Raw genomic sequence first — 12,327 nt, forward strand, 5'->3', positions numbered from 1 at the left:
ACGAGGGGGCCGGACACCACGCCCCCTTTTTAAGTCCACGGAATGTTAGCGCTACCTTTCTTGATCGGAGGCGGTTTCGATGGGTCTGGTTGCAGGGATCGATGCAGGGACGCAGAGCCTGAAGGTGCTGGTCTATGACCCGCGGAAGCAGGCGGTTGTGGCCTCGGCCAGCGCGCCGCTCGTGCTGGACAGCGGTGCCGATGGCAGCCGTGAACAGGCGCCGGCCGACTGGGTGTCGGCCCTGCGCGACTGCTTTGCCCGGATCGATCCCTCGCTGCGCGCACGCATCGTTGCGCTGGCGGTATCGGGCCAGCAGCATGGGTTCGTGCCGGTTGACGATGCTGGCGAGGTACTGGCACCGGCCAAGCTGTGGTGCGACACCAGCACCTCGGCCGAGTGCATCCAGATCATGGACGCCGTGGGCGGGTTGCAACGGACCATCGCGTTGGCGGGCAACCCGATCCTGGCCGGCTACACAGCGTCCAAGCTGCCCTGGACCCGGGTCCACCGTACCGACGCCTACGCGCGGATGGCGACCATCCTGCTGCCACACGACTATCTGAACTTCGTGCTGACGGGGCAGCGGTTCTGCGAGCTTGGCGATGCGTCTGGAACCGGTTGGCTGGACGTGCGCACACGCACCTGGTCGCAGCAGCTGCTGCGCGCAACCGACCCTGATCGTGATCTTGCCGCCTGCCTGCCGCCCATCGCATCACCCGATGCGCTGTTCGATATCGCGCCTGCTGCGGCAGCCGCGCTGGGGCTGCCGACGGCGGTGAAGGTGGCCGTTGGCGGCGGCGACAACATGATGGCGGCGATTGGCACCGGCTGCGTCAAGGAAGGTCGGCTGGCGATGAGCCTGGGAACCTCCGGAACGCTGTTTGCCTACTCCGGATCGCCGGTGATCGATACCGACGGCGCCTGGGCAGCGTTCTGCTCGTCGACGGGGGGCTGGCTCCCGCTGATCTGCACCATGAACTGCACCGTGGCGACCGAACAGGTGGCCCGTGCCTTCGGCTTCAGCACTCGCGACGGCGATGCGCACCTGCGCGCGACGCCACCGGGAGCAGGCGGGCTGGTGATGCTGCCGTTCCTCAATGGCGAACGTACCCCTGACCTGCCGCTGGGCAAGGGCGTGCTGGCTGGCCTGGACACCGCCAATTTCACCCCGGCGCATGTGTACCGCGCCGCCATGGAGGGCGCGACCTACAGCCTGAAGTACGGCTACGACGCCTTTGTCCGCGCAGGCATGCAGTTCGATCGCATCGTGCTCACCGGCGGTGGCAGCAACAGCGCTGCCTGGCGTCAGCTGGTGGCTGATGTGTTCGGCCTGCCGGTGGACGTCCCGGTGCAGGCCGAAGGTGCGGCATTTGGAGCGGCGCTACAGGCGTTGTGGGCGTTCGCCAGGGCGCAGGGAGACGCCACCCCGATCAGCGACATCACCGCGCGCCACGTCACCGTCGATCCCGCGCTGTCCGCACGGCCGGATCCGGACCGCAGCGAAGCCTATGCACGGGCCTACGCACGCTTCCTCAGCCATCTTGATGCCATCACGCCGCTACAGCGCGGCTGATGGCTCCTCCACGACACCCCGTACAACGACAGGAGCACGCACCATGAGCACGCAGCCCTTCATCGGCGCCAAGGAGTACTTCCCCGGCGTCGGCCGCATTCCGTTCGAGGGCAGGGGCTCGGACAATCCGCTTGCCTTCAAGGTCTACGATGCCAACCGGGTCATCGGCGGCAAGACCATGCAGGAGCATCTGCGCTTCGCCGTGTGTTACTGGCACACCTTCTGCAATGCCGGGCACGATCCGTTCGGCCCGGGCACCCGGCAATTCCCGTGGGAGGCATCGTCACCGCTGGCCACGGCCGAGGCAAAGGTGGACGCAGCGTTCGAGTTCTTCACGAAGCTGGGCGTGCCGTACTGGTGCTTCCACGACATCGACCTGGCGCCGGATGCCGATGACATCGGCCAGTACCAGAAGAACCTCGCGCACATGGTGGGCCTGGCCAAGGCGCGCCAGGAGGCCACCGGCGTCAAGCTGCTGTGGGGCACGGCCAACCTGTTCTCGCACCCGCGCTACATGAACGGTGCATCGACGAATCCCGATTTCGCGGTAGTCGCGCGTGCAGCCGTGCAGGTCAAGGCTGCACTGGAAGCGACGGTCGAGCTGGGCGGCGAGCATTACGTGTTCTGGGGCGGACGCGAGGGCTATGCGTCGCTGGCCAATACCCAGATGAAGCGCGAGATCGAGCACTTCGCACGCTTCCTGACCATGGCCCGCGACTACGGCCGCAGCATTGGCCTGAAGGGCAACTTCCTGATCGAGCCCAAGCCGATGGAGCCGATGAAGCACCAATACGACTTCGACAGTGCCACGGTGGTGGGTTTCCTGAAGGAGCATGGGCTGGACAAGGACTTCAAGCTCAACATCGAGGCCAACCACGCCACGTTGTCCGGGCACACCTTCGAGCACGATCTGCAGGTCGCGTCCGATCACGGCCTGCTGGGCAGCATCGACGCCAACCGCGGCAACGCGCAGAACGGCTGGGACACCGACCAGTTCCCCAGCGATCTGTACGACACCGTCGGCGCGATGCTGGTCGTGCTGCGCCAGGGTGGGCTGGAGGGCGGGTTGAACTTCGATGCGAAGGTGCGCCGCGAGTCGACCGACCTGGAGGATCTGTTCATTGCCCACATTGGCGGCATGGACGCGTTCGCACGCGGCCTGGAGGTTGCCCATGCACTGCTGACCGAGTCGCCCTGGGAGCAATGGCGCAAGGAGCGCTACGCAAGTTTCGACAGCGGTGCCGGCCAGGATTTCGAGCGTGGCACGCTCAGCCTGCCGGACCTGGCGGCACTGGCCTCCCGGCTCGGCGAACCGCGCCAGGCCAGCGGCAAGCAGGAGCGTTACGAAAACCTGCTCAACCAATACCTGCTGCGCTGAGCGCGGCAGGCGAAGGGCGCAACGGTGCACTCAAGGGGACGGGGATGAACCAGGCAGCAGGCAGCGGTGAAAACACACGACTGATCGTACTGATCAGCGTGGTAGCAACGATTGGCGGTTTTCTGTTCGGCTTCGACAGCGGTGTGATCAATGGCACCCAGGATGGCCTGCACCAGGCGTTCCGGTCCGGCGAATGGATGCAGGGGTTCGAGATCGCGTCGATGCTGCTGGGCTGTGCGGTGGGCGCATTCAGTGCTGGACGGCTGGCCGACCGCCTGGGCCGTCGCAACGTGCTGATCCTTTCGGCAGTGATGTTCCTGCTGTCGGCGCTCGGTGCCGGGGCGGCGGTCTCGTCAGGCTGGTTCATTGCGGCGCGGGTGGTGGGCGGATTCGCGGTAGGCGCGGCCAGTGTGATCTCGCCGGCCTACATTGCCGAGGTCGCTCCGGCCCGCTATCGCGGCCGCCTGGCTACGGTGCAGCAGATCGCCATCATCACCGGGCTCACCGCTGCCTTCCTGTCCAACTACCTGCTGGCGGCTGCAGCGGGCGCGTCGACCGAACCGCTGTGGGGTGGGCAGGCCGCCTGGCGCTGGATGTTCTGGATGCAGGCCGCGCCATCGCTGCTGTTCCTGCTGCTGTTGCTGACCATTCCTGAGAGCCCGCGCTACCTGGTGGTGAAGCGGCGCAAGGACGATGCACTGCGGGTGCTGACCCGGCTGCTGGGCAGCGACAAGGCCCGCGCCACGCTCGAGGAGATCGATGCCTCGTTGTCCAACGACCATCATCGCCCTCGACTGTCCGACCTGAAGAGCCGGGCGACCGGGCGGATCCGCCCGATTGTCTGGGTCGGCGTCGGGCTGGCCTGCTTCCAGCAGCTGGTCGGCATCAACGTGGTGTTCTATTACGGCGCCGTGCTGTGGCAGGCGGTCGGCTTTTCCGAAAACGACGCGCTGCTGATCAACGTGCTGTCCGGCGCGCTGAGCATCGGTGCCTGCGTGGTCACGGTACTGCTGATTGACCGGATCGGCCGCAAGCCCCTGCTGTGGTTCGGCTCGGCAGGGATGTCGCTGTCGCTTGCACTGGTGGTGGTGGCCTTTGCCAGCGGTTCGCTGGCGGACGGGCACCTGCAGCTGCCCGGTCGCATGGGCACGCTGGCGCTGGTGGCGGCCAATGCCTACGTCGTGTTCTTCAATCTGTCCTGGGGGCCGGTGATGTGGGTGATGCTGGGCGAGATGTTCCCGAACCAGATCCGCGGTTCGGCACTGGCGGTCGCTGGCGCAGCGCAATGGACCTCCAACTTCGTGGTCACGGTGACGTTCCCGATGCTGCTGGCCGCGGCAGGGCTGGCAGCCACCTACGGCATCTACCTGGTGGCTGCCGTGATCTCGGTGATTTTCGTGGTCCGGCATGTGCACGAGACCAAGGGCAAGGAACTGGAGCAGATGGAAGGATGAGCGCCATGACATCGCAGGCCTTGGTAATCCGCAGCGGCGCGTTGGTCGCCGCACTGATGCTGGGATTGCTCGGCTGCCGCGGCCAGGACCGGGCTGCCGCCACCGCAGCTACCGACAATGATCCCTGGCCGAAGGTCGCCTGGCCGCTGGCCGCGGATCCGGCACTGGAGAAGCGCATCACCGACCTGATGGCCGGCATGACGGTGGAGGAAAAGGTCGGCCAGCTGGTGCAGGGCGACATCGCCAGCGTCACCCCCGACGACGTGCGCCGCTACCGCCTCGGCTCGATCCTGGCCGGAGGCAACTCCGATCCCGGCGGCCGCTATGACGCCTCGCCGGCCGAATGGCTGGCGCTGGCCGACGCGTTCTACGACGCCTCCATGGATACGTCCAAAGGCGGCAAGCCCATCCCTCTGCTGTTCGGCATCGATGCCGTGCACGGGCAGAGCAACATCATGGGTGCCACGTTGTTCCCGCACAACATCGGGCTGGGCGCCACGCGCAATCCGGAGCTGCTGCGGCAGATCGGTGGCATCACCGCGCTGGAGACCCGCGTCACCGGCATGGAGTGGACGTTCGCGCCGACCGTTGCGGTACCCCAGGATGATCGCTGGGGCCGAACCTACGAGGGCTACTCGGAATCGCCCGAGGTGGTGGCCAGCTACGCGGGCGCCATGGTGGAGGGATTGCAGGGCAGGGTGGGAACACCGGAGTTCCTCGATGGCCGCCATGTAATCGCCTCGGTGAAGCACTTCCTGGGCGATGGGGGCACCACTGACGGCAAGGACCAGGGCGAGACCCGTATCAGCGAGTCAGATCTGGTGCGCATCCACGCGGCCGGATACCCGCCGGCAATCTCCGCCGGCGCGCAGACCGCAATGGCGTCGTTCAACAGCGTCAACGGTGAAAAGATGCATGGGCACCGGCATTACCTCACCGATGTGCTCAAGGGCCGCATGAACTTCGGTGGCTTCGTGGTGGGTGACTGGAATGGTCATGGACAGGTCAAGGGCTGCACCACCACAGACTGCCCGGCCACCATCATCGCGGGCCTGGACATGGCGATGGCTTCGGACAGCTGGAAGGGCTTCTACGAGACGACGCTGGCTGCGGTCAAGGACGGCCGGATCACGACGCAGCGGCTGGACGATGCAGTGCGCCGGATCCTGCGGGTCAAGTTCCGGCTTGGGCTGTTCGAGGCCGGCAGGCCATCCACGCGGGCCGTCGGCGGGCAGTTCGCACTGATCGGCGCGCCGGCACATCGCGCGGTCGCCCGGCAGGCCGTGCGCGAATCGCTGGTCCTGTTGAAAAACCAGGACCACGTCCTGCCGCTGTCTCCGAAGCAGCGGATCCTCGTGGCCGGCGACGGTGCCAACGATGTCGGCAAGCAGGCGGGCGGCTGGACGCTCAACTGGCAGGGCACCGGCACCACCCGCAAGGACTTCCCCAATGCGGACACGATCTACGAGGGCATCGCGCGCCAGGCCAGCGCGGCGGGTGGTGAAGCCGTGCTTGCCGTTGACGGTCGCTATGCAGTGAAGCCCGATGTGGCGGTGGTGGTGTTTGGCGAAGACCCCTATGCCGAGTTCCAGGGAGACCGGCCGACGCTGGCGTACAAGCCCGGCAACGAAACGGACCTGGCGCTGCTCAAGCGGCTCAAGGCCGAAGGCATACCGGTTGTTGCGGTTTTCCTGAGCGGGCGGCCGCTCTGGGTGAACCGGGAAATCAATGCCGCCGATGCCTTCGTGGCTGCATGGCTGCCGGGCTCGGAAGGCGCCGGCATTGCCGATGTACTGCTGCGCGGAAGCGATGGCCGCGTGCAGCACGATTTCAAGGGCAAGCTCAGTTTCAGCTGGCCGTGCACCGCCACCCAGTACGCCAACAACGTTGGCCAGAAGGACTACGATCCGTTGTTTGCATTCGGCTTCGGCCTGACCTACGCCGACAACGGCGACCTGGCCGCGCTGCCGGAGGCATCGGGCGTGACTGGCAACGAGGGCGCGACCGGCGTCTACTTCGCGCGTGGTGACGCAGGCCCTGGCATGGCGCTGCGACTCGAGGATGCCGCTGGCCAGGGCCTGACCGTGACCCGCGTACCGGACGCATTGCCAGATGACCGGCTGAAGATCACCGGCGTGGATCATCTGGCGCAGGAGGATGGGCGACGCCTGGCCTGGTCGGGCAAGGGCGAGGCCGTCGCTGCACTGCAGTCGCACACGGCGGTGGACCTGCAGCGCGAATCCAACGGCGACCTGATGCTGCTGACCACGCTGCGGGTCGACGCTGCGCCGCAGGGTGAGGTGTGGCTGTCGGTCGGTTGCGGCGCGGGCTGCTCGGCACGCATCGCCATCGGGTCGTCGCTGGCGGCGCTTCCACAAGGCCAGTGGAAGCGTGTTGGCGTGCCGCTGAAGTGCCTGGCCAAGGCGGGCGCCAAGCTGGACGCGATCGACCGACCGTGGTCGGTGGTGACGGGCGATGCGATGACGATCTCCGTGTCACGCGTCGCGCTGGGTGCGCTGAACGAAGCCGAGGTCACCCTCGGATGCGGAGCATGATGCCTGCGCTACCGCCGCCGGGGCGGCGCGGCGACCGAATCGCGTGCGATCAGCCGATGCGGCATCACATGATCGCGCAGCACCGTTGCGTCCGCCGCCGGACGGCGGATGGTGCGCAGCAGGATGTCGACGGCCGCGTTGGCCATCGAGGCGATGGGCTGGTGGATCGTGGTCAGTTCCGGCCACACGGTGGTGGCGGCCGAGGTGTCATCGAAACCCACGACCGACAGGTCGCGCGGCACTTCCAGCCCGCGCCGATGCGCCACCGAGATGGCGGCGGCGCCCATGTCGTCGTTGCTGGCGAAAATCGCGGTCGGTGGCCGGCGTTGGGACAGCAGCTTCTCGGCCGCAGCCAGGCCGGACCGGTAGGTGTAGTCACCGTGCTGGACCAGGCCGGGGTCCACCGCCAGCCCGGCCTCGCGCAGGGCGGTGACGAAGCCGTCGTAGCGGAGCGCACTTGCGCTCAGGTCATCGCGCCCACGGATGAAGCCGATGCGGGTGTGTCCCTGCCGGAGCAGGTGATCGGTCATTTCCCTGCCCGCACTGAAATCGTCGATGCGGACGCAGGACAGGGCCTCGCTCAGGCGCCCCGATGCGATGGCCACCACCGGAATGCCAGCCTTGACCAGTTCGCTTACGGCGGCCTGCGATTCGCACAGGGGCGGCGGCAGGATCACCCCGTCGACGCGTCCGGCGAGCGCGCGCGCCGCCCTGCGTTCGGATTCGGCATCCAGGTTGTCCCAGTAGTCGATGACCAGCTGGATGGCGGAACTGGAGGCGACGCGCAGCAGGCCCACCAGCAGTTCACGCAGGTAGGCGCCGCTGGGGTTGGTGTAGATCAGCGCAATGCGCGTGTGCTGTGCGGCGGCCAGCGAACTGGCGGCAAGATTGGGCGTATAGCCCAGCTCACGCACGGCGCGCAGCACGCGCTCGCGGGTGACGTCGCGCACCTTGCCCTGGTTGATCACCCGCGACACGGTCATCGGCGAAACGCCGGCAAGGGCCGCAACCTCGTCGATCGTCACGCCTGCGGTTCTGCGGCGAACCGATTTCTTCGGCTTGTCCAATGCACGATCCCTTTGTTCTTGGTGGCGCTGCCGCGCGGGTGCGAAGGACGATGATGCGCTGTCCCGGGCCCGGACGTAGTCTACAAAGGCGCATGTTAACGCCGTTGTTGCGCGCTGTCGGCACGCAGCTGTGGGCCCTGCTCGTGCTGCTGGCCTGTGTTGGCGGAGCACGGGCGGAGGATGGCTATGCGCTGTGGATGCGCTACCAGCCGGTTGCCGCAACGGTCGCTGCCGATTACCGGCGGCAACTGGCCGAAGTGGTGGCCCCGGATTGCACGCCGATGCAGCGCGCTACCCGCGACGAGCTTGCGCGCAGCCTTTCTGGATTGCTGGGAACGGCCCCGCCAATGCGAACGGCAATCACTACTGACCATGCCCTGGTGCTGGGTACGCCGCAGTCTTCGGCGCTGGTTGCCGCGTTCGGCAACGAGATCGCCACGTTGGGCGACGAGGGCTTCCTGATCCGGCAGGTCCGGACCGGGGGGCGCGATGTGCTGCTGGTGGCGGCACGCCAGGATGTCGGCGTGCTGTACGGCACCTTCCATCTGCTGCGCCTGCTGCAGCGTGGCACGTCGCTGCGGGGGCTGGAGGTGCGTGAGTCGCCTCGGGTCGCACTGCGTCTGCTCAACCATTGGGACAACCTGGATCGTTACGTCGAGCGTGGCTATGCAGGCAGCTCGCTCTGGGACTGGCAGACGTTGCCGCAGTGGCGTGACCCGCGCTACACCGACTACGCCCGTGCCAACGCCTCGCTCGGCATCAACGGCACCGTCCTCAACAACGTCAATGCCAGTGCGATGAGCCTGTCGCCGGCCTATCTGGCCAAGGCCGCCGCGCTGGCCGACCTGTTCCGCCCCTATGGCATCCGGGTCTACCTGAGCGCGCGCTTCAGTGCACCCATCGAACTCGGCGGCCTGGCAACGGCTGATCCCCTGGATCCGGCTGTGCGGCGCTGGTGGCGCGACAAGGTCGATGAGATCCATGCGCGCATTCCGGATTTTGGCGGCTTCCTGGTCAAGGCGAACTCCGAAGGGCAACCCGGCCCGCAGGATTACGGTCGTTCCCATGCCGACGGCGCCAACCTGCTGGCCGACGCGCTGGCGCCCTACAAAGGTGTGGTGATGTGGCGGGCCTTCGTGTATTCGCACGAGGTTCCCGAAGATCGCGCCAAGCAGGCATACAGCGAGTTTGTCGGGCTGGACGGCGCCTTCCGCCCCAACGTGATCGTGCAGGTGAAGAACGGCCCCATCGACTTCCAGCCGCGCGAGCCGTTCCATCCGCTGTTCGGCGCGATGCCACGCACGCCGCTGATGATGGAACTGCAGATCACCAAGGAGTACCTGGGTTTTGCGACGCACCTGGTGTACCTGGGAACGCTCTACGAGGAAGTGCTGCAGGCCGACACCCATGCCCGCAGCGAAGGCTCCACGGTCTCCCGCGTGGTCGATGGCTCGCTGGAGGGTCATGCGCTGACCGGTATCGCCGGCGTCGCCAACATCGGCGTGGACCGCACCTGGAGTGGCTCGCACTTCGATCAGGCCAACTGGTACGCCTTCGGCCGACTGGCCTGGAACCCGCAGGAATCCGCGCGCGCGATTGCCGAAGACTGGGCAGCGCTGACCTTCTCGCCCGACCCGCAGGTGACAGGCCCGATCGTGCGCATGATGATGGACTCGCGCGAGGCGGTGGTGGATTACATGACGCCGCTGGGTCTGCATCACCTGATGGCACGCGGCCATCACTACGGCCCCGGCCCCTGGGTGGACGGCGGCCCGCGTGCGGACTGGACGTCGGTCTACTACCACCGCGCAGATAGCAAGGGCATCGGCTTTGACCGCAGCGCCAGCGGAAGCAACGCCGTGGGCCAGTACGCCCCGCAGGTCGCCGAGGTCTATGGCGACCCCGAGCGGGTGCCCGAGTCGCTGCTGCTGTGGTTCCATCATGTGCCGTGGGATCACCGCATGCGCTCGGGCAGGACGCTCTGGGACGAACTGGTCGGGCGCTATTCGCGCGGCGTGCGCCAGGTGCAGTCGATGCAGGCGACCTGGGCTGGCCTGAGCGACCGGATCGATCCGCAGCGGCATCGGCACGTCGCGGCGTTCCTGCAGATCCAGCACGACGAAGCGCAATGGTGGCGTGACGCCAGCGTGGCGTACTTCCAGTCGCTCAGTGGCCGGCCACTGGCCGCCGGCGAGCGGCCGCCGCCGCATCCGTTGTCGTATTACCAGGCCTTGCAGTTTCCGTTCGCACCGGGGGATGGCCGATGAGCAGGTTCGGAGCGGTCGGGTGTGCGCTGTTGATGATGGCTGCGGCAGTAGTGGCGATGCCGGCCGCGGCGCGGGAAACGACGGGACTGCTGCATCCTCTGTTCAAGGATCACGCGGTCCTGCAGCGCGACCGGCCCATTGCAGTCTGGGGGCGCGCAGGCCCCGGGCAGCCGGTTTCCGTGACGTTTGCGGGGCAGGCGGTGAGCAGCCGGGCGGACGCCGCAGGCCGCTGGCAGGCGATGCTGACCCCGGTCGCCGCTGGCGGTCCCTACACGCTGGAGGTAAACGACGGAACGCGCCGGCAGACGGCGCGCGATGTGCTGATGGGCGACGTGTGGCTGTGCTCGGGCCAGTCGAACATGGAGCTGCCGGTGTGGCGCTCGCTCAACGCTGCCAGCGAGATCGCCTCGGCCACGATGCCACGGATCCGGCTGTTCACCGTGCCGCAGGAGGGGGCCGCGCAGGCACAGGAGAGCTTCAAGGGCGACCCTGCATGGACAACGGCAACCCCCGACAGGGTGCGCGACTTCTCCGCAGCCTGTTTCTATTTCGCGCGCGAGCTGCAGCGCACGGCTGCCGTGCCGATGGGCTTGATCCAGGCGGCGTGGGGCGGGTCCCGGATCGAGGCGTGGACCAGCCCGGGCGCGCTGCGCGGGCAGGGCGGCATGGACGAGCCCCTGGACATCCTTGCTCAGTCTGCCCACGACCCGCAGCAGGCACATGCACGCTGGGGTCGCTACTGGCAGCACTGGTGGGCCACACGCGAGGGCGCACTGTCAGGTGACGCACCATGGCGGACGGATGCCGATGACCGCGGATGGTCGCGCGCACCGGCCACACTGGGCGCATGGGAGCGGTGGAACGAGCCCGCACTTGCCGACTACAACGGCATGGTCTGGTATCGCACGCAGGTGATGCTGAGCGCTGAACAGGCTGCACGCGGCGCGACCCTGGAGCTGGCATCGGCTGACGAGGTGGACGTGACCTGGGTGAACGGGGTCGCCGTCGGCAGCCAGTACGGCGCCGGCGAGAGGCGCTACCCGTTGCCACATGGCCTGCTGAAGGCAGGATCCAACAGCATTGCGGTCAACGTGCTGGACACCTACGGCGAAGGCGGCCTGGCCGGCCCTTCAACGGCACACCGCCTGCAGTTCGATACCGGCGAGCGGGTGCCACTGCAGGGACCGTGGATGTATCGGGTTGCGCCGGGCCAACAGGCGCCGCCGTTTGCCCCGTGGCAGGCCGCCACCGGGCTGTCGACGCTGTACAACGGAATGATCGCACCGCTCGCGGGCTTCGGTCTGCGCGGCATGCTCTGGTATCAAGGTGAATCGAACACCGGCGATGGTGCGGCCTATGCAGTGCGGTTGCGTGCGCTGCGCGAGGACTGGCGGCGGCAGTTCGGTGCGCGCACGCCACTGCTGCTGGTACAACTGGCCGGCTACGGCCAGCCGCCGGCTGCGCCCGCCGACAGCGGCTGGGCGCAGGTGCGTGAGGCGCAGCGGCGCGTCGCGGCCGAGGATGCGCAGAGCGGTCTTGCCATTGCCATCGACATCGGCGACGCCTACGACATCCATCCGCCGAACAAGCAGGAGCTCGGGCGCCGCCTGGCGCGCGTGGCGCGCCATGTGGTGTACGGCGAGCAGGGCATGGCACCGTCGGGCCCGCGAGCGGTCGCCGCCGTGCGGACGCCCACGGGCGTCGCCATTGCGTTCGAGGATGTCGAAGGCGCGCTCACCGCGACCGGCGCACTGCGTCCGATCGGCTTTGAACTGTGCGAGGCCAGGGGCCATACGCGCCACTGCGAGTACGCCGATGCCGGACTGGATGCGCGCCGGATCCTGCTGCGCGGCCCGCTGTCCACGCGCGCAACGCATGTGCGCTACTGCTGGGCCGATGGCCCGGTGTGCACGCTGCGCGACCGCAGCGGGGCGCCGGCCGGCCCGTTCGAACTTCCCATTGCCGAAGCCGAGGCCCGACGATGATGACGTTGTCCAAGCAGTCCCCTCTGGCCCGCGACAGGGCCGGCCTGA

At 67.6% G+C, this 12,327-nt stretch carries 7 protein-coding genes; 6 read left to right on the plus strand and 1 reads right to left on the minus strand.

Translation table 11 applies throughout. The features are described from left to right. Window positions 1-79 precede the first annotated feature (79 nt). The 4 genes from xylB to AC5QAH_RS05205 are packed head-to-tail and all read left to right on the plus strand — an operon-like array spanning window position 80 to window position 6,960. On the plus strand, window positions 80-1,573 hold the full coding sequence (gene xylB / locus AC5QAH_RS05190) for a xylulokinase (protein ID WP_049455212.1): 1,494 nt from the start codon (window positions 80-82) through the stop codon (window positions 1,571-1,573). Between the two features lie 43 nt (window positions 1,574-1,616). After that, window positions 1,617-2,951 carry a xylose isomerase gene (xylA, locus tag AC5QAH_RS05195; protein WP_049481186.1) on the plus strand — a complete coding sequence of 445 codons (1,335 nt, stop codon included), beginning with the start codon at window positions 1,617-1,619 and terminating at the stop codon, window positions 2,949-2,951. Window positions 2,952-2,995: 44 nt separating this feature from the next. After that, entirely contained in the window at window positions 2,996-4,405 is a 1,410-nt protein-coding gene (locus tag AC5QAH_RS05200; protein ID WP_010485699.1) for a sugar porter family MFS transporter, read from the plus strand. Then, window positions 4,402-6,960, plus strand: coding sequence for a glycoside hydrolase family 3 protein (locus AC5QAH_RS05205; RefSeq protein ID WP_495232149.1), 2,559 nt, complete (start codon window positions 4,402-4,404; stop codon window positions 6,958-6,960). Before AC5QAH_RS05200 ends, AC5QAH_RS05205 begins: the two co-directional genes overlap by 4 nt. An 8-nt stretch (window positions 6,961-6,968) precedes the next feature. On the opposite strand, the gene AC5QAH_RS05210 is transcribed toward AC5QAH_RS05205, so the two are convergent. Continuing rightward, window positions 6,969-8,027 (minus strand): LacI family DNA-binding transcriptional regulator, encoded by a 1,059-nt coding sequence (locus AC5QAH_RS05210; RefSeq protein WP_019337710.1) that lies wholly within the window; start codon window positions 8,025-8,027, stop codon window positions 6,969-6,971. Between the two features lie 92 nt (window positions 8,028-8,119). Here AC5QAH_RS05210 and AC5QAH_RS05215 point away from each other — a divergent pair, with 92 nt between their 5' ends. Continuing rightward, the gene (locus AC5QAH_RS05215) at window positions 8,120-10,294 is read left to right on the plus strand and encodes an alpha-glucuronidase family glycosyl hydrolase (protein ID WP_495232150.1); all 2,175 of its coding nucleotides are present in this window, start codon (window positions 8,120-8,122) and stop codon (window positions 10,292-10,294) included. Continuing rightward, a complete protein-coding gene (locus AC5QAH_RS05220) occupies window positions 10,291-12,279 on the plus strand; it encodes a sialate O-acetylesterase (RefSeq protein ID WP_053092148.1) in 1,989 nt (662 codons plus the stop codon). Before AC5QAH_RS05215 ends, AC5QAH_RS05220 begins: the two co-directional genes overlap by 4 nt. Window positions 12,280-12,327: the final 48 nt, after the last annotated feature.

This window comes from Stenotrophomonas sp. YJH_SMC_43 (assembly GCF_059372535.1).

Excerpts from the sequence above, each read along its gene's own strand:
- AC5QAH_RS05200 (WP_010485699.1), top strand. The coding sequence starts at position 2,996 with ATGAACCAGGCAGCAGGCAGCGGTGAAAACACACGACTGATCGTACTG.
- AC5QAH_RS05220 (WP_053092148.1), top strand. The coding sequence starts at position 10,291 with ATGAGCAGGTTCGGAGCGGTCGGGTGTGCGCTGTTGATGATGGCTGCG.
- xylA (WP_049481186.1), top strand. The coding sequence starts at position 1,617 with ATGAGCACGCAGCCCTTCATCGGCGCCAAGGAGTACTTCCCCGGCGTC.
- AC5QAH_RS05215 (WP_495232150.1), top strand. The coding sequence starts at position 8,120 with ATGTTAACGCCGTTGTTGCGCGCTGTCGGCACGCAGCTGTGGGCCCTG.
- AC5QAH_RS05205 (WP_495232149.1), top strand. The coding sequence starts at position 4,402 with ATGAGCGCCATGACATCGCAGGCCTTGGTAATCCGCAGCGGCGCGTTG.
- xylB (WP_049455212.1), top strand. The coding sequence starts at position 80 with ATGGGTCTGGTTGCAGGGATCGATGCAGGGACGCAGAGCCTGAAGGTG.